Source organism: Gordonia sp. VNK1, from assembly GCF_040049135.1.
GTDB classification, from domain to species: domain Bacteria; phylum Actinomycetota; class Actinomycetes; order Mycobacteriales; family Mycobacteriaceae; genus Gordonia; species Gordonia oleivorans.
In genome coordinates this window covers 189,031-212,092 of the sequence record NZ_JBDZDJ010000005.1, presented here as the reverse complement: position 1 = coordinate 212,092, position 23,062 = coordinate 189,031, and the positions used below count along the sequence as shown (strand labels likewise).

The following is a 23,062-nucleotide window of genomic DNA, read 5'->3' as shown; positions in this document are numbered from 1 at the left end:
AACTGCGCGTCGCCGGAGGCGGCGCCGACAACAGAGTGGCGCAAACTGCGCGTCGCCGGAGGCGACGCCAAGAACAAAGGTGTGTATGTCCAAACAAATCGAGTTCGATGAGAAGGCCCGTCGGGCGCTGGAGCGGGGTATCAACCAGCTCGCCGACACGGTGAAGGTGACGTTGGGGCCGCGGGGTCGGCATGTGGTGCTGGCCAAGGCTTTTGGTGGTCCGAGTGTCACCAATGATGGTGTGACGATTGCGCGTGATGTGGATCTGGAGGATCCGTTCGAGAATCTCGGTGCGCAGTTGGTGAAGTCGGTGGCGACGAAGACCAATGATGTGGCCGGCGATGGTACGACGACGGCGACGGTGTTGGCTCAGGCGATCGTGGCGGCGGGTCTGCGCAATGTGGCCGCCGGTGCCAATCCGATTGCGTTGGGCGCGGGTATCGGCAAGGCCGCCGATGCGCTGGGCGCGGAGTTGTTGCGGGTGGCGACCCCGGTTGCCGGTGAGAAGGCGATCTCGCAGGTGGCGACGGTGTCGTCGCGTGATGAGGAGGTCGGTGAGATGGTCGGTAAGGCCATGGAGACCGTGGGTGTCGACGGTGTGGTCACCGTCGAGGAGGGTTCGGGTCTGCAGACCGACCTCGATGTGACGGAGGGCGTGCAGTTCGACAAGGGTTATCTGTCGCCGTATTTCGTCACCGACGCCGACGCCCAGGAGGCGGCGCTCGACGACGCGCTGGTGCTGCTGTACCGCGACAAGATCAGTTCGTTGCCGGATTTCCTGCCGCTGCTGGAGAAGGTGGTCGGTGCGGGTAAGTCGTTGCTGATCATCGCCGAGGACGTCGAGGGTGAGCCGCTGTCGACGTTGGTGGTCAACTCGATCCGCAAGACGATCAAGGCTGTTGCGGTGAAGGCCCCGTTCTTCGGTGATCGTCGCAAGGCGTTCCTGGAGGATCTGGCGGTGGTCACGGGTGCGACGGTGATCTCGTCGGACATCGGTCTGAATCTTGCGACCGCCGAACTGGATCTGCTGGGGTCGGCGCGTCGTGTGGTGGTCACCAAGGACACCACGACGATTGTCGAGGGTGCCGGTACCTCGGAGGCCGTTGCCGATCGTGCCGCGCAGTTGCGCCGTGAGATCGAGGCGAGCGATTCGGATTGGGATCGGGAGAAGCTGGCCGAGCGGCTGGCGAAGCTGGCCGGTGGTATCGCGGTGATCCGGGTGGGTGCGGCGACCGAGACCGCGCTGAAGGAGCGCAAGCATCGCGTCGAGGATGCGGTGGCGGCGGCGAAGGCCGCGGTCGAGGAGGGCATCATCCCCGGTGGCGGTTCGGCGATCGTGGCCGCGGCGTCGGTGCTCGACGCATTGGCCGATGAGCTGATCGATGCTGATGAGGCGCTGGGTGTGCGGGTGGTCCGCGAGGCCGTCAAGGCACCGTTGTTCTGGATTGCCACCAATGCCGGTGTCGACGGTGCGGTCGTGGTGAACCGGGTTGCCGAGTCGGGGGAGGGTTTCAATGCCGCGACCCTGACCTATGGCGATCTGGTGGCCGAGGGCATCATCGATCCGGTGAAGGTGACCCGGTCGGCGGTGGTGAATGCGGCGTCGGTGGCGCGAATGGTGCTGACCACCGAGACCGCGGTGACCGACAAGCCCGAGCAGGGCGGCGATGATCATGGGCATGGTCACGCCCACTGACGTGCGGGGGTGACCTGACGGTCATCGCCTCGTCAGACAGACACACCTCCGGGGTGGTCACTTCCATGGTGACCACCCCGGAGGTGTCTGGTCTGGTTGCGTGATCCGACCGGCGATGATCCGGGCGGTGTGACAGTCAGCTGGCGATGCGGCGTCCGACGCCGCGCTTCATCAGCATGCTGCGTTCTGACTCGGACAGCCCGCCCCAGATGCCGTAGGGTTCGGCCACGGCGAGTGCGTGTTCGCGGCATTGGGCGATCACCGGGCATTGGTGGCACATCTCTTTGGCGCGACGCTCACGTTGTGCGCGGGCACGGCCGCGTTCTCCGTCCGGGTGGAAGAACATGGACGACTCAACGCCGCGGCACAGGCCGTGCATCTGCCAATCCCACACGTCTGCGTTGGGTCCGGGGAGGTGATTGGGCTGGGGCATGGCAGCTTCTCCTTGTTGCAGGACGGGGATCGCGGGTGATCGCGTCGTGGCGTGGTCCGTGCGCGGTTGCGGTGACGATCGGGTTCGGACGATCGGGTTCAGGGGGTCTGACCCGGGTGTTTTCGCTCGGCGCAAGCAAACACTAAGCGGGCCTGAGAAACGACGTCAATACCGTCAATTGGGGGGCAGAGATCGGAAAGATTCCGCCATTGTTAACGGGGTGTTAGTGACGTACTGGCCGTTAGCACAGGTGCTCTCGGGCGTGGATTCGGGTGGCGGTTTCGGTGCCGAGATGTACTGTGACCAGCGGATACTGGCGGTTGGATCGCGATGGGGGTGCCGAGGTGGTCGTGCGGGAGGGGCGGCACGCCGGTGCGGCGATTAACGTAATAGAAACATTGGCGTCATCGCCCATTGACCTTGGAAGGGTTTTTAACAATTGTGTCGCCGGGTTAAATTCATGCTAACTGGTTCTTCTGAGGGTGATCCGGACCACGTTTCGCCAGGTGATCGACGTTGGGCGGCGTGGTCGGAGGCCGTCGAGATCGGTGCGCGGGGATATGGCTGTGTTGCCATGACCCGCCTCGACGAGGTCGGTCTCGTCGCCCGACGCCTGGGCGATGCGCGTCTGGCGGCCCTGTCGGTGAGTGCGGGTGCATCGCTGTTGCGGCAATCGGGTCGGCACGGTGATGCGCTGACGCGTGACGGTCGGGCGCTGGCTCTCGTCGACCCGCGGCCCGATGTCCACGACCACGCCGCGGTTGCCGCGGTTGCCGATGTGATGGTGAATCTCGCGGCCGACAACCTCGGGCTCGGCCGTTTCGGTGCCTCCGAACGCCTCCTGAATCGAGCGGACCGGGTGCTGGCGCCCCACGACGAGACCGTCGGCGAGGAGTGGGTGACCGGTCGTCCGCGGGTACGACTGTTCTGGGTCCGGGCCGAACGGGCCCTCTACACCGGTGATCCGGCGACGGCGCTGATCGAGGCGCGGCGGGCGCTGGCCCTGGTGCGGCGTTTCGGGGCCGCCGCACCGCCACGACACCGCATCAAGACCGAACTCATCGTCGCCGCGGCGGTGTCCGCCTCCGGTGACACCGATCCGGCGATCCGCACGGCCCGTCGGCTTCGTGCCGAAGCGGCCGCGGGCGATTTGATCCCGTTGGAGTGGGCGGCACTGTCGCTGTTGGCCGGTATCGGTGACGACGACGCATATGTCCGCACCGATATGGACGACAGGTATCGGTTGCTGTATGCGCGCGGCATGCCATTCGTGACCGTGACAAACGATCGCTAAGGTGTCTGCTTGGGGTCCACTGCCCGGCCACGCCGCCTGGTCGCCGACGCGGTGCCTTCATCGCCCGCTTCGCCGGGCGGGAAAATGGCCGATAAGGGCTGGTGAGACCAGTCACACAACGTGTAACGCGGGGATCAGTACTGACGATGAAGCTGACAGGTGATGAGTTGGACGCCGCCGTCCACGCCGCAAGGCAGGGCGACCGCGCAGCGCTCACGTCAGTTCTCGAAAGTGTGCATGAGCCGATCCTGCGCTACTGCCGAGGGCGAATCGGGGTCGGAGAACGACATCTGTTCTCCGCCGACGACATTGCTCAGGAGGCGTTGATGGCGGTGATGACGGCCTTGCCCAGGTATCAGGATCAGGGCAAACCGTTCATGGCCTTCGTTTATGGGATCGCCTCGCACAAGGTGGCCGACGCGATGCGGGTGGCCGGGCGGGTCAAGGCCGACCCGGTCGACGAGGTGCCCGATGTGACCACCGTCCTCGGTGGGCCCGAACAGGCGGCACTCGAATCCGATGCGAGTCGGCAGATGAGGCAGTTGATGTCGGTGCTTCCGGACAAGCAGCGGGAGATCCTGGTGCTGCGGCTGGTCGTCGGGATGTCGGCGGAGGAGACCGCCGACGCCGTCGGGAGCACACCGGGCGCGGTCCGGGTGGCCCAGCATCGAGCGCTGGCGAAATTGAAAGACGAGCTGAGGAAGGCAGGTGGACGACGTGACGAACGACGAGCGTGATCGACGTCGCCCGCAGCCGGATCGTCGGCCGTCGGGGGACGCGTCCGGCGCCGGGCAGCGGCGGGGATATGTGCCATCAGGCGCCCCCGACGATTCCATCGATGTGCGAGAGGTGCATGTCGATGACGCATTTCTCGATGCGCTCTCGCGCGACCTGTCCACTCCCACCAGGGATCCGGCCGAGTATGAACTCGCGGTCCTGTTGTCGGGGTGGCGACATGACGTCATCGGCACACCCGAACCACCGCTTCCGGCCCTCGACGAGGTCGCACGCGCGATGGCCGCCGAGATGCCCACCCGCCGCGCCGCCGGGGTGGTCCGTTCGCTGCGGATCGTCGCCGGGGCGGCCGCGATCGCGGTGGTGGCCGCTGCCGGCCTGACCGTCGTCAGTGAGGGCGCCCAGCCCGGGGATCCGCTCTGGGGTGTGAAGAAGGTGGTCTTCGCGCAGGCGGCGTCGGAGACCCAGGCCGCCTACGACGTGCGCTCGGATCTCGAGCAGGCCGAGGCGGCCCTCGCGGCCGGTGACACCGCGCAGGCGCAGCAGCTGATCGAACGTGCCCAGAGCAAGATGGGGCCGGTGTCGGATTCGGGTACGCGTGAGCAGATGACCCAGTGGATCAACCGATTGCGCTCCGACGAGTCGAGTCGCCCGTCGACGTCGACCACGCGCAGCGGCTCGGCGTCGGTGGAGCCGGCACCGCCCGCCGATGACACGGACGCGACCACGGCGCCGGAGACATCGGAACCGACGAATCAGACCACCGTTCCCAGTGTGCCGCCGACCAGTCAGGTGCCGCCCACGTCGGCGGAGGTTCCGGTGCCGACCAGTGGAGGCGTTCCGAGCACCACGGCCGCGGCGTCGACGGTCCTGAGTCCGAGCTGATCTGAGTCCGAGCTGAACTGAGTTCGAGCCGATCTGCGCGGGGCGGGGAGCGCTCAGCCGTTCAGCGTTCGCTGCCGAGGTGTCCGTGGGCGTCGGCGTAGCCGCGGCAGTAATCCCAGGTGACGTAGTCGTCCGGACGCGGGTCCACGGCCGGCTCGTGCGGGCGCACGGTGCCGTCGATCAGCAGCTGTAAGAGGTTGGCGCGCAACATATCCCAGTCGTGATAGTGATCCTCGTGGCAGTCTTCGCAGACCACCACGAGACCACGGACCCCGCGCTGGGTCAGTAGGGCCTCGTAGACGGCGAGGTCGGCGAGATCCTCCTCGACGGCCAGCCGCTCGTTCTCGTCGAGGGGGATACCCGGTTCGACGGAGTCCAATGCCGACGCCGGATCGCTGGGATCATCGGCGAACGGGTCCGGTGGTAGGCCCGGTGGAAGGTGGTCACGCACCCCACCACCGTAGCCGATGTCGCGTGACCTGCGCCGCATCGGTTCCACAGATCGACGACCCGGTCCGGTGCGGTCGACGTGACCCAGATCGCCGTATTCGGTTTCCCCAGAAACGCCCGATACCATGGACCGATGACACACGTGCGCACCGGTGGAGACGATCCCGGTAAGGTCGCGATGCTCGGCCTCACCTTCGACGACGTCCTGTTGCTGCCCTCGGCATCGGATGTGATCCCGAGCGAGGCCGACACCTCGTCGCAACTGACCAAGAAGATCTCGTTGCGGGTGCCGCTGGTGAGTTCGGCGATGGACACCGTCACCGAGGCCCGGATGGCCATCGCGATGGCCCGCTCCGGCGGCATGGGTGTCCTGCACCGCAACCTGTCCATCGAGGATCAGGCCTCGCAGGTCGAGACCGTCAAGCGTTCCGAGGCCGGCATGGTGACCGACCCGGTGACCTGTTCGCCGACCAACACCCTCGCCGAGGTCGACTCGATGTGTGCGCGCTACCGCATCTCGGGTCTGCCCGTCGTCGACGACACCGGTGAGCTCGTCGGCATCATCACCAACCGCGACATGCGTTTCGAGGTCGACCAGGACCGCGCCGTGTCCGAGGTGATGACCAAGGCGCCGCTGATCACCGCGCAGGAGGGCGTGTCCGCCGAGGCGGCGCTGGGTCTGTTGCGGCGCAACAAGGTCGAGAAACTGCCCATCGTCGACGGCAACGGGCGCCTGACCGGTCTGATCACGGTCAAGGACTTCGTCAAGACCGAACAGCATCCGTTCGCCACCAAGGACTCCGACGGACGACTGCTCGTCGGCGCCGCGGTCGGCACCGGCGATTCGCAGTGGGACCGCGCGATGGCACTGGCCGACGTGGGCGCCGACGTGATCATCGTCGACACCGCACACGCCCACAATCGACTCGTGTTGGACATGGTCTCCAAGCTCAAGGCCGAGATCGGCGACCGCGTGGAGATCGTCGGCGGCAACGTCGCCACCCGGGAGGCCGCGCAGGCCCTCGTGGACGCCGGAGCCGACGCCGTCAAGGTCGGGGTCGGGCCCGGCTCGATCTGCACCACGCGGGTGGTCGCCGGGGTCGGCGCCCCGCAGATCACCGCGATCCTGGAGGCGGTCACGGTCTGTCAGGCCGCCGGTGTGCCGGTGATCGCCGACGGCGGGCTGCAGTACTCCGGCGACATCGCCAAGGCGCTGGCGGCGGGGGCCTCCACAGCGATGCTCGGCTCGCTGTTGGCCGGTACCGCCGAGGCGCCGGGAGATCTGATCCTGGTGAACGGCAAGCAGTTCAAGAGTTACCGCGGCATGGGTTCGCTCGGTGCGATGCAGGGCCGCGGACAGGCCAAGTCGTACTCCAAGGACCGCTACTTCCAGGACGACGTCCTCAAGGAGGAGAAGCTGGTGCCGGAGGGGATCGAGGGCCGGGTGCCCTTCCGTGGTCCGCTGAGTCAGGTGATCCACCAGCTCGTCGGTGGGTTGCGTGCGGCGATGGGCTACACGGGGGCGTCGACGATCCCGGATCTGCAGCACGCGCGGTTCGTCCAGATCACCGCGGCCGGGCTCAAGGAGTCGCATCCGCACGACATCACCCTGACCGCCGAGGCGCCCAACTACTATTCACGCTGACGGCCTCGCCGGTGGCTCTCCACGCCGGCGGCTCCCGCCGTCGGCGAATCGTGATCTCGCCACACCGACGACCTCGGTGTGCGCAGAACCAGAAAGGCGCTCTCGGTGCATGACCTCGTGGACCTCGGCATGGGTCGCACGGCCCGGCAGACGTTCGAACTCGACGACATCAGCATCGTGCCGTCGCGACGGACCCGCTCGTCCAAGGACGTGTCGACCGCATGGCAGATCGACGCCTACCGGTTCGATGCGCCCATCCTGAGTCATCCGACCGATGCGCTGGTGTCCCCGGCCGTCGCCGTCGAACTCGGGCGTCTCGGCGCGCTCGGCGTGATCAACGGTGAGGGGCTCTGGGCCCGGCATCGCGATGTCGAGGACAAGATCGCCGAACTGATCGAGCTGGCCTCCACCGATCCCGACCCGCAGGCGGCCGTCCGGCGCCTGCAGGAGCTGCATTCGGCTCCACTCGACACCGACCTGCTGGCCGAGGCGGTCGCCACCGTGCGCGACGCCGGAGTGACCACGGCGGTGCGGGTCAGTCCGCAACACGCACCCGAACTGACCCCGGCGCTGCTGGCCGCGGGTGTGGAGATCCTGGTGGTGCACGGCACGATCATCTCCGCCGAACACGTCGTGCAGGGCGCGGAGCATCCGCTCAACCTCAAGACCTTCATCGCCGACCTCGACATCCCGGTGATCGCCGGTGGCGTCCACGATCACCGCACCGCGCTGCATCTCATGCGCACCGGCGCGGCCGGTGTGATCGTCGGATACGGGTCCACGGCCGGTGCCACCACCACCGGTGAGGTCCTGGGCATCGGGGTGCCGATGGCGACCGCGATCGCCGATGCCGCCGCGGCGCGTCGTGACTACCTCGACGAGACCGGTGGCCGCTACGTGCACGTGATCGCCGACGGTGACATCCACACCTCCGGTGATCTGGCGAAGGCGATCGCCTGTGGTGCCGACGCAGCGGTGCTCGGCACGCCGCTGGCCGCGGCCGCCGAGGCACCCGGTGGCGGGTGGTACTGGCCGTCGGCCGCAGCCCATCCGGATACGCCGCGCGGGACGATGCTGCAGGTGTCCACCCCGCAGGATCGGCCGAGTCTGGAGCAGGTACTCACCGGTCCCTCCGACGACCCGTACGGCGAGCTGAATCTCGTTGGTGCTCTGCGTCGTTCGATGGCCAAGGCCGGGTACTCCGACCTCAAGGAGTTCCAGCGGGTCGGTCTGACCGTCCATCGCTGACCGGCGTCACGGCGGGAAACGAGACCCGGATCACCCGATGTGACAACCGGCATTAGTATGTTTTCATGGCAGCCCACCATGGATCGACCCAGTTCGACGTGCTCATCATCGGATCCGGCTTCGGCGGCAGCGTCAGCGCGCTGCGCCTCGTGGAGAAGGGGTACCGCGTCGGTGTGATCGAGGCCGGCCGGCGCTTCGAGGACGCGGACTTCGCCAAGACCAGCTGGCGCCTCAACAAGTGGCTGTGGGCGCCCAAGTTGGGGCTCTACGGCATCCAACGCATCCACGCCCTCAAGGACGTGATGATCATGGCCGGCGCCGGGGTCGGCGGCGGTTCGCTGAACTACGCCAACACGCTGTACAAGCCGCCCACACCGTTCTTCACCGATCCGCAGTGGAACCACATCACCGACTGGGAGGACGAACTCACTCCCTACTACGAGCAGGCGCGCCGCATGCTCGGGGTGGTCACCAATCCGACGTTCACCGAGTCGGATCGGGTGATCAAGGAGGTCGCCGACGAGATGGGCGTCGGCGACACCTTCACCGCGACACCGGTCGGGGTGTTCTTCGGCGCCAAGACCGGTCTGGCCGGCGAGCCCGGACAGACGGTGCCCGACCCGTACTTCGGCGGCGCCGGACCCGAGCGCACGGCGTGCACCGAATGCGGGGCGTGCATGACCGGTTGCCGGGTGGGTGCCAAGAACACCCTGATGAAGAACTACCTCGGCCTCGCCGAACGGGCCGGTGCGCAGATCATCGACCGCACCACCGTCGACGCGATCAGCCGGGACGCGGACGGCACCTGGCGGGTCGGTACGCACGGGTCGTCGTCGTGGGGCCCGGTGGGTGCGCGACGGCGCACCTTCACCGCCGATCAGGTGATCGTCGCGGCCGGAACCTTCAACACCCAGCGCCTGATGCATCATGCGAAACGTTCGACGCTACCGAAGATCTCGGACGCGATGGGTCGGCTGACCCGCACCAACTCGGAGTCGATCCTCGGTGCGATGGCCGCGAAATATGATCCGGCACACGATTATTCGCAGGGTGTGGCGATCACGTCGTCGTTCCACCCGGAGGCCAACACGCACATCGAGCCGGTGCGTTACGGCAAGGGGTCCAATGCGATCGCCTACCTGCAGACCGCGCTGACCGACGGCGGCAGTCCGCTGAATCGGTTCGGTCAGTTCCTGCGTCAGGTGATCACCAACCCGTTCATGATGGTGCGCCTGCTCTACGTCCGGAAGTGGAGTCAGCGCACGGTGATCGCGCTGGTGATGCAGAACAACAACAACTCGCTGACCACCTTCGTCCGGCGCCGTGGGCCGCTGCGATACATCACCAGCAAGCAGGGCCACGGCGAACCCAACCCCACCTGGATTCCTCAGGGCAACGAGGCAACCCGGCGTATCGCCGACAAACTCCCCGGCGGGATCGCCGGCGGCACCTGGGGCGACATCGTCAACATGCCGCTCACCGCGCACTACCTCGGTGGCTGCGCGATCTCCGACGATCCCGCCACCGGCGTGATCGATGCGTATCACCGGGTGTGGAACTATCCCACCCTGCACATCACCGACGGTGCGGCCATCTCGGCGAATCTCGGGGTGAATCCGTCACTGTCGATCTGCGCGCAGGCCGAGCGGGCGATCGCGTTGTGGCCCAACAAGGGCGAGGATGACCGGCGACCGGAGCAGGGCGGCGGCTACCGGCGGATCGATGCCGTGGCACCCGCGCATCCGGTGGTCCCGGCCGACGCGCCCGGGGCACTGCGGTTGCCGCTCACGCCGGTGCATCACGTCGACGCCTCGGAGAACTCGACGCCTCCTGAACTCGACGCCTGCTGAAGGGGCGCCGGGACTCAGTCCAGTCCGCGCGCGCTGAGGCTCTCGGCGAAACCGTCGGCGGTGCGCAGTGCGCCGAGCACGATGGGCGCCACCAGGATTCGTGGGCCGGGCCGCAACCCGCGGGCCCGTCGGGCCTCGTCGACCTGCGTGGCGATCTCGACGATCAGCGGGATCGCCCGGATGGTCAGGGCCAGCGCGATGGCGATGAGATCGGTGCGAACCCCGAAGCGGCGCAACGGGTTCAATGCTCGGGTCATCGACTCGAGCATGTCGGTGGTGCGCGTAGTCAGGGTGACCACGGCCGCGAGCATCACCGACAGGGCGAGCACCCCGCACACCAGGACCGCGCGGTGCCAGTCGGTGAAGATCACCTGAAAGACGAAGATGAACACCAGGATCCACAGCAGGGGCCGGAACTGCCGCCACGCGGTGATCGGGCCGATCCCGGCGAGGGCGTAGAGCGCCACCACGCCACCGGCGACGATGCCGAGCGTGGTCAGCGACCGCACGCCCACGGTGATCGCCACGATGGCGACGGCCAGGCCGAGGAGTTTGATGCCGGGGGACAGGCGATGGAGCACGCTGTGGCCGGGCCGATAGATGCCCAGCGGGTTCACGCCATCATCTTCCGGTAGGCCGCCAACGCGGGGCCGGGCTCGTCGTCGACGGCGATCCGCCCGTCGTCGACGACGAGGATCCGGTCGACATCGGCGACCAGGTCGAGATCGTGGCTGACCACGATCAGCTGTTCGTCGAGTGCGGCGAAGACCCGCCGCATCATCGCGCTGTTGCGCAGATCGAGCAGCGTGGTCGGTTCGTCGGCGACGATGATGCTCGGCTCGGTGACGAAGATCGACGCCAGCGCGAGGAGCTGTTTCTGCCCGCCGGACAGCCGACCCGCGGGGTGATCGGCGTGGTCGGCGAGGTCGAAGCGCCGCAGCACGGCCATGGTGCGTTCGGCGCGTTCGGCCTTGGACAGTTCGGTACGGGTCAGCGACAACTCGATGTCCTCACGCACCGTGGGCATGATGATCTGCCGGTCCGGGTCGGAGAAGACGAACCCGACCTCGCGCCGGATGCGACGTTTGTTCTTCGCGGTGGGCAGACCGTTGACCGTGACGGTGCCGTGGTCGGGGATCACCAGCGCGTTGATCATCCGGGCCAGGGTGGATTTGCCGCTGCCGTTGGCGCCGACGATGCCGATCCGGTGTTCGGTGAGGCGCAGCGTGATGTCACGCAGTACCGTGCGGGCGCCGTAGGCGTGGGAGACACCCCCGAACTCGATCATGCCGCCTCGATCATGCTGCCCTCGATCACGGCGCCTCGATCACGCCGTACGTCAGTTCGCGGTCGCACGGCGAGCCGACCGGCGCAGCGGGGTGATCAGTCCCGGCCATCCGCGGTGCACCTGAGATGCCACCAGGGCGGCGACGACGGCCTTGATGAGATCGCCGACCAGGAAGGTGCCGTTGGTGGTGATCGCGGCCCACAGGGTGAGGTCGGTGCGGATCAGCAGACCCGCGACGCCGAACGTGTAGAGCACGACCGTGCCGCCGAGCAGGTTGATGACGATGCCCCACCAGAACCGGTACCGGGGCATCATCATCGCGGTGAGAAGGCCGATGACGATGACGGCCGGCAGGAACCCGATGAAGTAGCCGGCGGTCGGCGAGGCCAGCGCGGTGAGACCACTGCGGCCGCCGGAGAGGATCGGCAGCCCCGCGATGGCCAGCGCCATGAAGATGATTACCGCGAGGGTGCCCTTCTTGGGGCCGAGGACGGCACCGGCCAGCATCACCCCGAGCGTCTGGAACGTGAGCGGCACACCGCTGGTCCCGATGTTGATGCTCCCCGGCAGACCGAGCGCCGCGATGAGTGCGGCGAACACCGCCGCCTGGGTGATGTCGGAGATGGTCAGTGACCAGGGCCTATCACGAGTATCTGAAGTAGTCATCGCGGACATCGAGTATTCCACCCCGACTCGTGCGTCCGGAACCCGAGGCCGGTCGACGGGCTCGGCCGACGGGCATGGGAGGAGCCACTAGACTCGCCTCGTGACCGATTCTGAAGGATTCATCGACGGCCCGCGCCCGGTCCTCGTCGTCGACTTCGGGGCCCAGTACGCCCAGCTCATCGCACGCCGTGTCCGTGAGGCCCGCATCTACTCCGAGGTGATCAGCCACGACGCGTCGCTGGAGGAGTTCACGGCCAAGAATCCGGTGGCGCTGGTGCTCTCCGGTGGGCCGTCGTCGGTGTACGCCGAGGATGCGCCGTCCATCGATCCGGCCATCCTGGACCTCGGCGTTCCGGTGTTCGGCATCTGCTACGGCTTCCAGTCGATGGCCGCCGCACTCGGGGGTGTGGTCGCCAATACGGGCGGACGCGAATTCGGGCGCACGACCCTGACCCTCGACGGCGACGGCGGCGTGTTGCATCAGGGACTCACCGACACCGCGCCGGTGTGGATGAGCCACAACGATGCCGTGCAGACCGCGCCCGAGGGGTTCGTCGTCACCGGGTCGACGCCGGGCGCACCGGTGGCCGCCTTCGAGAATGTCGAACGCCGGATGGCCGGGGTTCAGTATCACCCCGAGGTGCTGCACACCCCGCACGGCCAGCAGGTGCTCACCCGATTCCTGTACGAGATCGCCGGGCTGGAGGCCGACTGGACGGCGGCCAACATCGCCGACGCCCTCATCGACCAGGTGTCCGATCAGATCGGTGACGGACTGGCCATCTGCGGCCTGTCCGGTGGCGTCGACTCCGCGGTCGCTGCGGCGCTGGTGCAACGGGCCATCGGCGATCGGCTGACCTGTGTGTTCGTCGACCACGGACTGCTGCGGGCGGGTGAACGTGAGCAGGTGCAACACGACTTCGTCGGGGCGACCGGCGCCAAGCTGGTCACCGTCGACGCCGCCGACACCTTCCTGTCGGAACTGGCCGGGGTGAGCGATCCCGAGACCAAGCGCAAGATCATCGGCCGCGAGTTCATCCGGTCCTTCGAGGGTGCGGTCACCGACGTGCTCGGCGATCACGCCGAGGACGGGCAGAAGGTCGACTTCCTGGTGCAGGGCACCCTGTACCCGGACGTCGTCGAATCCGGCAGTGGCAGCGGCACCGCCAACATCAAGAGCCACCACAACGTCGGTGGGCTCCCGGAGGACCTGGAGTTCGCCCTGGTCGAGCCGCTGCGGCTGCTGTTCAAGGACGAGGTCCGCGCCGTCGGACGCGAGTTGGGCCTGCCGGAGGAGATCGTCGGCCGCCAACCCTTCCCGGGGCCGGGTCTGGCGATCCGCATCGTCGGCGAGGTGACCGCCGACCGCCTCGAGATGCTGCGCAAGGCCGACCTGATCGCCCGCGAGGAACTGACCGCGGCGGGTCTGGACGGGCAGATCTGGCAGTGCCCGGTGGTGTTGCTCGCCGACGTCCGCAGCGTCGGGGTGCAGGGCGACGGGCGGACCTACGGTCATCCGATCGTGCTGCGGCCGGTGTCGAGCGAGGACGCGATGACCGCCGACTGGACCCGGGTGCCGTACGAGGTGCTCGAACTGATCTCCACCCGGATCACCAACGAGGTGCCCGACGTCAACCGCGTGGTCCTCGACGTGACGAGCAAGCCGCCGGGCACCATCGAGTGGGAGTGACGGTTCCCTCGGCGCGTCCGCGCCGGTTCAGTTCCGTCGGGATGAGCGCGTACCGCTGAGAATCAGCAGGGCGCCGATCACCACGCCGACGCCGACCGCGAGCCAGCCGAGGGTGGCCGGATCGGGCAGGGCCGGGCCGTCGGCGAGGCCCCATCCGGCCACTGCGAGTGCGGCGACGCCGATCAGGGCGACGCCGGGCGCGCGGCGTGATCGGTCTTCGGCGGTGCCGGGGACATCGTTGCCGGAGGTGTCGTTGCCGAAGGCGTCGTTGTCGGGTGCCGGCCCGCTCGCGGTGCTCATCGTCGGATCTCCACATTTCCCACGTTGGTGTGTGCATCGATGGTCAACACCGGCCCGTCGGTGCCGTCGGCACCGCCGTCGAGTCCCTCCGGGCAGGTGTAGTCACCGACACCGGTGGAGCAGGTGGCCCGGATGTTCATCCCTTCGGCGACCTCGACGTTGACCTCGCCGACCCCGTTGCGCAGTTCCACCCGGCGGTCGGTGGTCAGGTCGATGCCACGCAGATCGAGCGTCATCTTGCCCATCCCCAGCGAGTAGGTGTCCCGGATGTCGTTCTCGCTCGGCGGTGCCCAGTTCCGTTCGCCGACCCCGCCGGTCGGCATTCCCCAGTGGCGGTCATCGGGTCCCCAGGTGGTCAGCACCGTCGAGAACACCACGGCCACACCGAGTCCGATGGTCAGCGGCACCAGGGCACCGGGATGTGACCCCGGCCGATGACGACGCAAACCCATCACGAGCGCCCCGGCGCCGACGACGGCCAGGACCAGCGAGAGCACGTGCGGCACGGTGAACCAGTCGGCGCCGGCCTGATGGGCGGCCGCCCCCGCGGCGGCGACGAGGACCGCGAGGCCGATCACGATGAGCGCCATGGGTGAGCGCCGCGGCGGCGTCGACGCCGGGGGCGGGGCCGGCGCCGCCGGTTCGGGCAGATCCCAGGCGAATCGTGCGGCGCCCAACGGGTCCCACGCCGGCGGGGTGCGATCGGCGAAGTCGGCGGCCGAGGCGGATGCCGGAATCGTGGCGGTGTCGTCGGGGTGGACCTCGGGATGGACCTTGGTCAGATCGACTGCGGCTGCGGTGGATTCGGTCCGCGGCGGCGGGCTTCCCGCATCGATGCCGGCGGCCACCCGCACCGCGCGCGGTGTCCAGCGCTCGAATCGTTGCGGCGTCGACGGCCCGCGCAGCGTCGAGACGGCGGTCTCCGGCAGCGGCTCGGGGGTGCGCAGGTAGAGCAGCCACCAGCCGACGAGCATCAGGATTCCGCCGAGCAGACCCCCCGATCCCCACGGACCCGACGACCCGATCGAGGTGGCGATGATCACGACCACGACGACCAGCAGGATCATCGACGGATTACCGTGGCGGGCCCGCCTGTTGGCCGCCGGGTCGCCGCCCGGTGCCGGGGCCGCGGTGCTCGAGGGAAAAGCGATCCACGCGGCGATGTAGAGGATCAGTCCACTGCCACCGAAGACGGTCGCGACGACGAAGGCGACCTTCACCAACGTCGGGTCGACCCGGTAGCGGTTGCCGATCCCGATGCAGACGCCCGCGACCGTGCGGGGTGCGGCGGGCCGGACGGGCCGGGTGTCCCACAACCGCGAGACCTGGGTCCGAAACTGTGCGGTATCCATGACAGCCATCCTCGTCGCCGCACCGGTGTGGCCGCATCGGGGACCGACCCTGAGATCCACCCGGGATTCACCGGGTTTAAGGGTGTCGCCTGGGGAACAACCCTGATGCCCGAACGCCGACGGCATGCCACTATCGAGTCATGGGTGTCGCCGAGGTGCAAACACCACCGCGGTTGCTGCGCCGCAGCGGTGGTCGGGTGATCGGTGGCGTCGCCGGTGGTGTCGCCGATCACCTCGGTGTCGACACCTTCCGCGTCCGAGTGGTTTTCGTCGTGTTGACGGCGATGGCCGGGGCGGGGGTACTGGCCTACGGCCTGCTGTGGTTCTTCTGCCCGCCCGGCGACGACGTGGAGCCGCCGGCGCCGGGGGAGCGTCGCCAGGCGTACGGACTGGCACTCATCGGCCTGGTCGCGATGATGGTGGTCGGCTTCGCCGCCTCCGGTACCCCGGCGACCTATCTCATCCCCCTGGTCTTCGTCGCGGTCGGGGCGAGCCTGGTGTGGCGGGAGTTCGACACCTCCACGCGCGTTCGCACCCACAGTCCGGTGGTCACCTGGTTGCGGTTGGCCGGCGGTGCGGTGCTGGTGATCGGCGGGCTGGTGGTGATCGTGCTCGCCGGTACCCGTAACTTCAGCAGCCTGAGCACCACCCTGCTGGCCGTGGCGACCACCTTGATCGGGGTGGTGCTGTTGACGGTGCCGCTGTGGATGCGGATGTGGCGAGCCCTCAACGAGGAACGCGCCGCGCGCATCCGCAACGCCGAGCGCGAGGAGATCGCCTCCCATCTGCACGACTCGGTGCTGCAGACCCTGGCGCTGATCCAGAAGCAGGCGGCCAAACCCGACGAGGTCGCCCGCCTGGCCCGAAGCCAGGAAAGAGAGCTGCGCAGTTGGCTTTTCGGTGATCCGGCGCAGCGCGGCGGCTCTCTGAGTGCGGCGTTGCGCAGCGTCGGCGCCGAGGTCGAGGATCACTACGGCATCGAGGTGGAGGTGGTCACCGTCGGTGATCTGTCACCGGATGCGGACACCGAAGCGCACCGGGCCGACAAGCTCGCGGCCAAGCGCTGGCCCGCGCTCATCGGTGCCACACGCGAGGCATTGGTCAACGCGGCCAAGCACTCCGGGGAGCGGAAGGTCGATGTGTATCTCGAGGTCGGCGACGACGAGGTGGAGGTGTACGTGCGCGACCGTGGTGTCGGGTTCGATCCGGATCAGGTCGACGACGACCGCCACGGCGTGGCGGGCTCGATCGTCTCCCGCATCGAGCGGGTCGGTGGCCGGGTGTCGGTGGTGTCGGCGCCCGGGCGGGGAACCAATGTGCGCATGACCATTCCACGTACCACGGTGCCGGGTGGGGATTCCGGGATGAGTGAGCAGGCCGGTGAATCGGATCACCAGAACGGGAGGGTGTCATGACGATCACCGACGGTGCGGACGGGCGGACCGACGGGGAGCAGCGTTACCGGGTGTTCCTCGTCGACGATCACGGCGTCTTCCGGTCGGGGGTCCGCGCCGAGTTGGCCGACGAGGCCGGACTGTCGGTGGCGGGTGAGGCCGGTTCGGTGGCCGAGGCCATCACCGGGATCACCCGAGTGCGTCCCGATGTGGTGCTCCTCGACGTGCACATGCCCTCCGGCGGCGGGGTCGCGGTGCTGCGCGGGGTGGTCGACGCGATGGGGGCCGACGCCCCGGTGTTCTTGGCGCTCAGCGTGTCCGACGCGGCCGAGGACGTGATCGCGACGATCCGCCGCCGGGGCGCGCGGGTACGTCACCAAGACGATCGACGGCGCGGAACTCGCCGACGCGATCCGGCGGGTCGCCGACGGTGATGCGGTGTTCAGTCCGCGGCTGGCCGGTTTCGTGCTCGACTCGTTCACCGGCAAGTCGTCGGTGCCCGAACCGCAACTCGACCCGGAACTGGACTCGCTGACGCGCCGGGAGCTCGAGGTGCTGCGGTTGTTGGCCCGGGGCTACACCTACCGGGAGATCGCCGAAGAACTGTTCATCTCGATCAAGACGGTCGAGACCCATGCCTCCAATGTGCTGCGAAAGACGCAGCAGTCCAACCGGAATGCGCTGACCCGATGGGCGGCGAACCGGCACATCGGGTGAGCGTGGGCCCGGATGCCAGGGTCACCCGGCCAGGGCGATCACCAGGACGACGATGCCGGCGAGGACCACGAAGAACAGGAACACCACCAGCGCCAGCAGGGCCGGCGAGGTCTGGGACCGCGGGGCCGGCGGCGGGATGTAGGAGGGCATGGCGTTGCTGTAGGAGGGCGGAGTGCCCGGGGGCGCGGTGCCACCGTAGGGCGGGATCGACGGGTTGGAGGCGAGCCCGGGTGTCGACGGCCCAGGGGCGAAGGGTGGTGGGGTGGCTACCCGGGTGGGATGGTACGGGGGTGAATTCGAGGGCGGTACAACAGAACCGCCGCTGTCGCGGGCTCCGGGATCGCCGGCGCCGGGACCGCCCGACGATGCCGGCGGCATGGTCTGGGGACGGTGGGATGCGCCGATACCCGCCCGCGACACCAGGCTGGTGAGGACCTGTTCGGCGGTGCCGTGATCACCGGCGGCCACCCGGGCCAGTTGATCGCGGGCCTGTTCCATGGTGATGCGGCGCCGGGGGCTGGGTTCGAGCATCCGCAGGAGCACCGGTTCGAGTGCGCCGGCCCGGGTCATCGGGTTGATCTGGGCGCGGGCCACCCGGTGCAACATCACCAGGGAATTGTCGTCGACCCCGAAAGGCGGTGTGCCCTCGACCATCGTGTAGATCGTCGCGCCCAGCGAATACACGTCGGACGCCTCCGCGGGTTCGTCACCGCGGGCGACCTCGGGTGCGAAATACGCGGGCGTCCCGGTGATCAGACCGGTCTGGGTGAGTGTCACATCGTCCTTGGCGCGGGAGATGCCGAAATCGGTGAGCTTCACCAGTCCGGCGTTGCGACCCCCGCCGGCGATGAGGATGTTGCCGGGTTTGATGTCGCGGTGGATGATCCCGGCGGCGTGGGCCTCGATCATCGCGTCGGCGACCTGGGCCCCGATCTTGGCGGCCTCGACGATGTCGATGGTGCCGACGGAATGCAGGATCTGGGCGACGCTGCGCGAGGGCAGATACTCCATCACCAGCCACGGTTCGCCTCGTTCGAGGGCGACGTCGTGCATGGCGATCGCATTGCGGTGACTCAGCCGGGCGGCGATCCGTCCCTCGCGCATGGCCCGCTGCCGGACGTTCTCGGCGGAGTCCTCGGAGAGTCCTTCGGTGGAGAGCACCTGTTTCACCGCGACCTCACGGTCGAGGAGTTGATCCCGGGCGAGCCAGACGGTGCCCATGCCGCCGCCGCCGATGCGCGAGATCAACCGGTAGCGGCCGGCCACCAGGTAGCTCGGCCCGGGGGTCGCGCGGGCATCGGTATCGGCGGGCATACCACGAGATGATAGCCGGGGGATCGAAGCGGCCCGCCGGGACAAGGGCGGTCGGGGGCGCCACGCTTGACATCACCTCGCACGCGTGTTCGACTTCTGGCATGCGATGGTCCGAACAGGCGATCGAAGCCGACGACGGCGCGCTCCCCGGTCTCGGGCGGGCGGGACTGGTCCGCAGTGTCTCGACTCCGGAGTTCGAGGGCGTCACCTTCCACGAGGTGCTCGCCAAGAGTGCGCTCAATCAGGTGCCGGTCGAGTCGGGACTACCGTTCTCGTTCACGGTCAACACGTTTCGCGGGTGCACGCATGCCTGCCGGTATTGCTTTGCCCGGCCCACCCACGAATACCTCGATCTCGACGCGGGCCGGGATTTCGACACCCAGGTGGTGGTCAAGCTCAACGTCGCGGCGGTGCTGCGCAAGGAGTTACGACGACGATCCTGGCGGCGCGACCAGGTGGCGCTCGGGACCAATACCGATCCGTATCAGCGCGCGGAGGGGCGCTATCGTCTTATGCCCGGGGTGATCTCGGCGCTGACGGAGTCGGGCACCCCGTTCTCGATCCTGACCAAGGGCACGCTGCTGCGCCGCGATCTGCCGCTGCTGCGGCAGGCCGCCGGCCAGGTCTCGGTGGGACTCAGTGTGTCCCTTGCCTTTCACGATGCGGATCTGCAGAAGCAGATCGAACCCGGGACGCCGTCGCCCGCGGCCCGGCTGGCGCTGATCCGCGAGATCGCCGACGCCGGGTTCCGACCACATGTGATGGTCGCGCCGGTGATCCCGTATCTCACCGACTCCGCCGCCCACCTCGATGCACTGCTCGAATCGTTGGCGCAGGCGGGGGCGAGTGGGGTGACCGCCTTTCCGATGCATCTGCGTGGCGCGACCAAGCCGTGGTTCCTGGGCTGGCTGGCCGAGCATCATCCGGCGCTGATGCGCCGCTATCGCAGCCTGTACGGCCGCGGCGCCTATGTCACCCCGGAGTACTCGTCATGGTTGCGTGAACGTATGCGCCCCTTGGTGATTCGCCATGGACTCGCGTCCGGGGGCGAGCCGCGCGAGGAGGCGTCGGGTACCGTCGGCGCACGTGCCGGAGTGCGCGGCGTGGCCGGAGTGGGCGGCGTGGGTGCCGGTGATGACCTGGTGGCGACGCCGGCGGTACAACAGGTGCTGACCCTGTTCTGACTCTCACTCCCGTCGAGTGGGCGCTCTTTTCCGTCGAGTGGGTGCCGTTTCACGTCGAGTGGGCGCTCTTTTCCGTCGAGTGGGCGCTGTTCTTCGTCGAGTGGGCGCCGTTTCACGTCGAGTGGGCGCGGCCATCGGGGGAGTGCGCTCACCGGCGCTGTTGCGGTCTGTCGGTGGGGCGTCGTACGATCAAAGGCGTCGAATAAACGTTCGAGGACTCAGTGCGGAGAGTGCTCGTCGTTCGCTCGGCTCGGAGCATCTTCCCTGCTCACCACGCGTTGTCGGTGCCGGCCAGGAGGGGTGTCATGGGTGTGTTGTCGTTATCTCGCCGAGAAGGAGATGTTCCGGGTCCATCCGGTTCGGGTGCAGCCGAACAGCATCGAAACGACACGCTGGCCGGCCTGCGCCGCCAGATGGCGGTCATGTCGGGCACGCCCGATCGCCGGACCGCGGAACCGGTATCCGTCGACGTGTTGCCGGTGTCCGACGAACTCGCCGAGGTGTTGCCCCAGCGCGGCATCGTGCGGGGCGGGATTCTCTGCTACACCGGTGCCCGATCACTGCTCATGTCCCTGATCGCCACGGTGACCGCGGGCGGCGGACAGATCGGCATCGTGGGTGTGCCCGGGCTCAACCTGGCATCGGCGGTGGAGATGGGGGCCGATCTCGAACGCATCGCGGTCGTCGCCGAACCCGGTGTCGATCCGGTCGAGGTGGCCTCGGTTCTGCTCGACGGTATGGACCTGGTGATCCTCGGGCTCGGTGGGGTCTCCGTCCCGCCGTCCCGATGCCGGGTGGTCGGTGGTCGTGCACGTCAGCAGTCGTCGTCGCTGATCGCCGTCGGCGGTGTATGGCCGGGCGCGCACACCCGTCTGGATGTTCGGGTGATCGGATACCGGCATCGTCCCACTCTTGCCGGACGTGGCGACCTGGCCGATGCGCGCAGCGGGCACGGACATCTCGCCGGCATGCGGCTGAGGGTGGTGGCCGAGGGTCGTGACCGTCGTCGTCGAGACACCGAAATAGAGTTTGTGGCAGGCGATTTCGGAGACGATCGGGTACTGATCCGGCGGTTGGATGCGACGTTCGGTTCGGTCGGTTCCGAACCGGATGTGGCGGTGGCCAACTGATGGCCGGTGCCGAACCACGATCGCGCGTCGAGGCCCGGCGGCGGGTACTGGCCCGGCGGCGCGTGCTGGCACTGTGGTGCCCCGACTGGCCGGCCATCGCGGCGGCAGCCGAGGCCGACCTGCCGCCCCGGCATCCGGTCGCGGTGCTCAGTGCCAATCGGGTGATCGCCTGCTCGGCACCCGCCCGGGCAGCCGGGGTGCGCCGTGGCATGCGGAAGCGTCAGGCGCAGTCCCGGTGCCCGGAGATGACGGTGGTCCTCGCCGACGATCATCGCGATGGGCGGGCGTTCGAACCGATCGCTGCGGCCGTCGCCGAGATGGTCCCCGCCATGGAGGTGATACGACCAGGGTTGCTGGTGGTCTCGTTGTCCGGAGCCGTGCGCGTCCACGGTGGCGAGGACACCCTTGCCGAGGAACTCGTCGATCGGGTGTCGGCGTGTGGTGTCGAATCGCAGGTCGGGATCGCCGACGAACTGTTCACCGCGGTCCTGGCCGCCCGGCGTGGATGCAATGTGACGCCGGGTGGCGATCGTGTGCATCTCGCCGGACTCCCGATCGCCGATCTCGCCGTGGAATCCTCGCTGTGCGCGCCGGGGCGTGACGGACTGGTCGAACTGCTGCGCCGCCTGGGTGTGGTGACCATCGGTGACTTCGCCGACATGCGGGTCGCCGACATCGCCACCCGATTCGACGCCGACGCGGTGACCGCACATCGACAGGCGAACGCCCTGCCCGGCAGACCACCGTCGGCGCGCGCACTGCCCGACGACCTGTCGATCGAGTACGTCTGTGATCCGCCGGTGGACCGGATCGATGCGGCCGCCTTCATCGGCCGTCGTCTGGCCGAGGTGGTGCATCGCCGGTTGACAGACGCCTCGATGGCCTGCACGAAACTGGTCGTCGAAGCGATCACCGAACGCGGGCAACGCCATACGCGTACCTGGCGATGCGCGCAACCGCTCACCCCGACGGCCACCGCCGACCGTATCCGGTGGCAGCTGGAGGGATGGATGACCGGGGGGAGGCGTAATGCGACCGGCGACGCCCGTCCCGATTCACCGATCGCCATGCTTCGGCTGGAACCGGTGGAAGTGGTCGATGCCGGTGCGCTGCAGTACTCGCTGGCCGGGGCGGGTCTGCCGGGTGGCGCAGGTGTGTCCGAACGTGCCCGTCGCAGCATGGAGCGGGTGCAGGGATTGCTCGGTGGGGATGCGGTCCGCATCCCCGTCCGGAGTGGAGGCCGTGATCCGGGTGCGGCGATCACGATGGTCGCTCTCGGCGAAGATGCTGTGCCACAGCGTGATCCGTCTGCGCCATGGCCGGGGAGGATGCCGCGTCCGGCGCCGTCGGTGATGGCCGACATCCCCGTCGAGGTGATCGATCTGTCCGGCGATCCGGTGCTGGTGACCCCGCGCGGTGCCTTCTCCGCCGAACCGACAACCGTTCGACTCGCGCACCGTCCCGGACCCGGTGGGACGGATCGACGCAGCAGCTGGGAACTGCGATGGTGGGCGGGCCCGTGGCCGACCGGGATCACCCGCAATGGCTCAGGTGTCGACGAGGTCGACGCCCGAGCCCAGGTACTACTCGACGATTCGCGGGCACTGTTGCTGTGCTATCGATCGGGTGGCTGGGTGGTGGAGGGGATATACGAGTGAGCTGCCGGGATGCGGGCGCTGTCAACGGAGAACAGAGCGCTGTCAACGGAATTGTGGGCGCTGTCAACGGAGAACAGAGCGCTGTCAACGGAGAACAGGGCGCTGTCAACGGAATTGTGGGCGCTGTCAACGG

The 23,062-nt window shown here is 68.2% G+C and carries 20 protein-coding genes and 1 pseudogene; 13 read left to right on the top strand and 8 right to left on the bottom strand.

The annotated features are described in order from the left end of the window. Positions 1-85 precede the first annotated feature (85 nt). Entirely contained in the window at positions 86-1,696 is a 1,611-nt protein-coding gene (gene groL, locus ABLE94_RS08500) for a chaperonin GroEL (RefSeq protein ID WP_348808574.1), read from the top strand. Positions 1,697-1,832: 136 nt separating this feature from the next. Here the strand turns inward: groL and ABLE94_RS08495 are convergent, their stop codons facing one another. Next, positions 1,833-2,129 (bottom strand): WhiB family transcriptional regulator, encoded by a 297-nt coding sequence (locus ABLE94_RS08495; protein WP_053777703.1) that lies wholly within the window; start codon positions 2,127-2,129, stop codon positions 1,833-1,835. A gap of 574 nt (positions 2,130-2,703) precedes the next feature. Between ABLE94_RS08495 and ABLE94_RS08490 the strand changes: the two genes are divergently transcribed. The 3 genes from ABLE94_RS08490 to ABLE94_RS08480 all read left to right on the top strand — a co-directional run bounded on the left by ABLE94_RS08490 (position 2,704) and on the right by ABLE94_RS08480 (position 5,043). Then, positions 2,704-3,423: a hypothetical protein gene (locus ABLE94_RS08490; RefSeq protein WP_348808573.1), complete on the top strand. Its 720-nt coding sequence runs from the start codon at positions 2,704-2,706 to the stop codon at positions 3,421-3,423. Between the two features lie 146 nt (positions 3,424-3,569). Then, positions 3,570-4,160, top strand: coding sequence for a sigma-70 family RNA polymerase sigma factor (locus tag ABLE94_RS08485; protein WP_348802654.1), 591 nt, complete (start codon positions 3,570-3,572; stop codon positions 4,158-4,160). Then, entirely contained in the window at positions 4,132-5,043 is a 912-nt protein-coding gene (locus tag ABLE94_RS08480; RefSeq protein WP_348808572.1) for an anti-sigma-D factor RsdA, read from the top strand. Before ABLE94_RS08485 ends, ABLE94_RS08480 begins: the two co-directional genes overlap by 29 nt. Positions 5,044-5,104: 61 nt before the next feature. On the opposite strand, the gene ABLE94_RS08475 is transcribed toward ABLE94_RS08480, so the two are convergent. Next, a complete protein-coding gene (locus tag ABLE94_RS08475; protein ID WP_348808622.1) occupies positions 5,105-5,494 on the bottom strand; it encodes a DUF5319 domain-containing protein in 390 nt (129 codons plus the stop codon). Positions 5,495-5,626: 132 nt separating this feature from the next. Between ABLE94_RS08475 and guaB the strand changes: the two genes are divergently transcribed. The 3 genes from guaB to ABLE94_RS08460 all read left to right on the top strand — a co-directional run bounded on the left by guaB (position 5,627) and on the right by ABLE94_RS08460 (position 10,236). Continuing rightward, a complete protein-coding gene (guaB, locus tag ABLE94_RS08470) occupies positions 5,627-7,138 on the top strand; it encodes an IMP dehydrogenase (protein WP_348802652.1) in 1,512 nt (503 codons plus the stop codon). A gap of 105 nt (positions 7,139-7,243) precedes the next feature. Continuing rightward, positions 7,244-8,386: a GuaB3 family IMP dehydrogenase-related protein gene (locus tag ABLE94_RS08465; protein ID WP_348802651.1), complete on the top strand. Its 1,143-nt coding sequence runs from the start codon at positions 7,244-7,246 to the stop codon at positions 8,384-8,386. A gap of 65 nt (positions 8,387-8,451) precedes the next feature. After that, positions 8,452-10,236, top strand: coding sequence for a GMC family oxidoreductase N-terminal domain-containing protein (locus ABLE94_RS08460; protein WP_348802650.1), 1,785 nt, complete (start codon positions 8,452-8,454; stop codon positions 10,234-10,236). Between the two features lie 14 nt (positions 10,237-10,250). On the opposite strand, the gene ABLE94_RS08455 is transcribed toward ABLE94_RS08460, so the two are convergent. Genes ABLE94_RS08455 through ABLE94_RS08445 form a run of 3 tightly spaced genes read right to left on the bottom strand, consistent with a single transcriptional unit; the run spans position 10,251 to position 12,190 of the window. Then, positions 10,251-10,853, bottom strand: a complete 603-nt coding sequence (locus ABLE94_RS08455) for an energy-coupling factor transporter transmembrane component T family protein (RefSeq protein ID WP_348802649.1) — start codon at positions 10,851-10,853, stop codon at positions 10,251-10,253. Next, positions 10,850-11,524: an energy-coupling factor ABC transporter ATP-binding protein gene (locus tag ABLE94_RS08450; protein WP_348802648.1), complete on the bottom strand. Its 675-nt coding sequence runs from the start codon at positions 11,522-11,524 to the stop codon at positions 10,850-10,852. The genes ABLE94_RS08455 and ABLE94_RS08450 overlap by 4 nt, the downstream gene beginning before the upstream one ends. A 51-nt stretch (positions 11,525-11,575) precedes the next feature. Then, a complete protein-coding gene (locus tag ABLE94_RS08445) occupies positions 11,576-12,190 on the bottom strand; it encodes a biotin transporter BioY (protein ID WP_348802646.1) in 615 nt (204 codons plus the stop codon). Positions 12,191-12,290: 100 nt separating this feature from the next. Here ABLE94_RS08445 and guaA point away from each other — a divergent pair, with 100 nt between their 5' ends. After that, positions 12,291-13,880, top strand: a complete 1,590-nt coding sequence (gene guaA / locus ABLE94_RS08440) for a glutamine-hydrolyzing GMP synthase (protein WP_348808571.1) — start codon at positions 12,291-12,293, stop codon at positions 13,878-13,880. A 27-nt stretch (positions 13,881-13,907) separates the two neighbouring features. Here guaA and ABLE94_RS08435 read toward each other — a convergent pair whose 3' ends face one another. Together ABLE94_RS08435 and ABLE94_RS08430 are read right to left on the bottom strand one after the other, a co-directional pair. Then, positions 13,908-14,180, bottom strand: coding sequence for a hypothetical protein (locus tag ABLE94_RS08435; protein ID WP_348802644.1), 273 nt, complete (start codon positions 14,178-14,180; stop codon positions 13,908-13,910). Further along, positions 14,177-15,532: a PspC domain-containing protein gene (locus tag ABLE94_RS08430; RefSeq protein WP_348802643.1), complete on the bottom strand. Its 1,356-nt coding sequence runs from the start codon at positions 15,530-15,532 to the stop codon at positions 14,177-14,179. The genes ABLE94_RS08435 and ABLE94_RS08430 overlap by 4 nt, the downstream gene beginning before the upstream one ends. Before the next feature lie 140 nt (positions 15,533-15,672). Between ABLE94_RS08430 and ABLE94_RS08425 the strand changes: the two genes are divergently transcribed. Together ABLE94_RS08425 and ABLE94_RS08420 are read left to right on the top strand one after the other, a co-directional pair. Further along, the gene (locus ABLE94_RS08425; RefSeq protein WP_348802642.1) at positions 15,673-16,947 is read left to right on the top strand and encodes a PspC domain-containing protein; all 1,275 of its coding nucleotides are present in this window, start codon (positions 15,673-15,675) and stop codon (positions 16,945-16,947) included. Next, positions 16,944-17,643, top strand: a pseudogene (locus tag ABLE94_RS08420) (response regulator). The gene ABLE94_RS08425 and the pseudogene ABLE94_RS08420 overlap by 4 nt, the downstream one beginning before the upstream one ends. Positions 17,644-17,664: 21 nt before the next feature. Here the strand turns inward: ABLE94_RS08420 and ABLE94_RS08415 are convergent. Next, on the bottom strand, positions 17,665-18,957 hold the full coding sequence (locus tag ABLE94_RS08415; RefSeq protein ID WP_348802640.1) for a serine/threonine-protein kinase: 1,293 nt from the start codon (positions 18,955-18,957) through the stop codon (positions 17,665-17,667). Positions 18,958-19,058: 101 nt separating this feature from the next. Between ABLE94_RS08415 and ABLE94_RS08410 the strand changes: the two genes are divergently transcribed. The 3 genes from ABLE94_RS08410 (at position 19,059) to ABLE94_RS08400 (ending at position 22,929) form a co-directional block, all read left to right on the top strand. Beyond that, entirely contained in the window at positions 19,059-20,141 is a 1,083-nt protein-coding gene (locus ABLE94_RS08410; RefSeq protein ID WP_348802638.1) for an Rv2578c family radical SAM protein, read from the top strand. Between the two features lie 305 nt (positions 20,142-20,446). Continuing rightward, positions 20,447-21,271 carry a DnaE2-dependent mutagenesis accessory factor ImuA' gene (gene imuA' / locus ABLE94_RS08405; protein WP_348802637.1) on the top strand — a complete coding sequence of 275 codons (825 nt, stop codon included), beginning with the start codon at positions 20,447-20,449 and terminating at the stop codon, positions 21,269-21,271. Next, complete coding sequence (locus ABLE94_RS08400; RefSeq protein ID WP_348808570.1) at positions 21,271-22,929, top strand: DNA polymerase Y family protein; 1,659 nt, start codon at positions 21,271-21,273, stop codon at positions 22,927-22,929. Before imuA' ends, ABLE94_RS08400 begins: the two co-directional genes overlap by 1 nt. Positions 22,930-23,062: the final 133 nt, after the last annotated feature.

Excerpts from the sequence above, each read along its gene's own strand:
- groL (WP_348808574.1), top strand. The coding sequence starts at position 86 with ATGTCCAAACAAATCGAGTTCGATGAGAAGGCCCGTCGGGCGCTGGAG.
- ABLE94_RS08495 (WP_053777703.1), bottom strand. The coding sequence starts at position 2,129 with ATGCCCCAGCCCAATCACCTCCCCGGACCCAACGCAGACGTGTGGGAT.
- ABLE94_RS08490 (WP_348808573.1), top strand. The coding sequence starts at position 2,704 with ATGACCCGCCTCGACGAGGTCGGTCTCGTCGCCCGACGCCTGGGCGAT.
- ABLE94_RS08485 (WP_348802654.1), top strand. The coding sequence starts at position 3,570 with ATGAAGCTGACAGGTGATGAGTTGGACGCCGCCGTCCACGCCGCAAGG.
- guaB (WP_348802652.1), top strand. The coding sequence starts at position 5,627 with ATGACACACGTGCGCACCGGTGGAGACGATCCCGGTAAGGTCGCGATG.
- ABLE94_RS08460 (WP_348802650.1), top strand. The coding sequence starts at position 8,452 with ATGGCAGCCCACCATGGATCGACCCAGTTCGACGTGCTCATCATCGGA.
- ABLE94_RS08450 (WP_348802648.1), bottom strand. The coding sequence starts at position 11,524 with ATGATCGAGTTCGGGGGTGTCTCCCACGCCTACGGCGCCCGCACGGTA.
- ABLE94_RS08445 (WP_348802646.1), bottom strand. The coding sequence starts at position 12,190 with ATGACTACTTCAGATACTCGTGATAGGCCCTGGTCACTGACCATCTCC.
- ABLE94_RS08435 (WP_348802644.1), bottom strand. The coding sequence starts at position 14,180 with ATGAGCACCGCGAGCGGGCCGGCACCCGACAACGACGCCTTCGGCAAC.
- ABLE94_RS08430 (WP_348802643.1), bottom strand. The coding sequence starts at position 15,532 with ATGGATACCGCACAGTTTCGGACCCAGGTCTCGCGGTTGTGGGACACC.
- ABLE94_RS08425 (WP_348802642.1), top strand. The coding sequence starts at position 15,673 with ATGGGTGTCGCCGAGGTGCAAACACCACCGCGGTTGCTGCGCCGCAGC.
- ABLE94_RS08415 (WP_348802640.1), bottom strand. The coding sequence starts at position 18,957 with ATGCCCGCCGATACCGATGCCCGCGCGACCCCCGGGCCGAGCTACCTG.
- ABLE94_RS08410 (WP_348802638.1), top strand. The coding sequence starts at position 19,059 with ATGCGATGGTCCGAACAGGCGATCGAAGCCGACGACGGCGCGCTCCCC.
- imuA' (WP_348802637.1), top strand. The coding sequence starts at position 20,447 with ATGGGTGTGTTGTCGTTATCTCGCCGAGAAGGAGATGTTCCGGGTCCA.
- ABLE94_RS08400 (WP_348808570.1), top strand. The coding sequence starts at position 21,271 with ATGGCCGGTGCCGAACCACGATCGCGCGTCGAGGCCCGGCGGCGGGTA.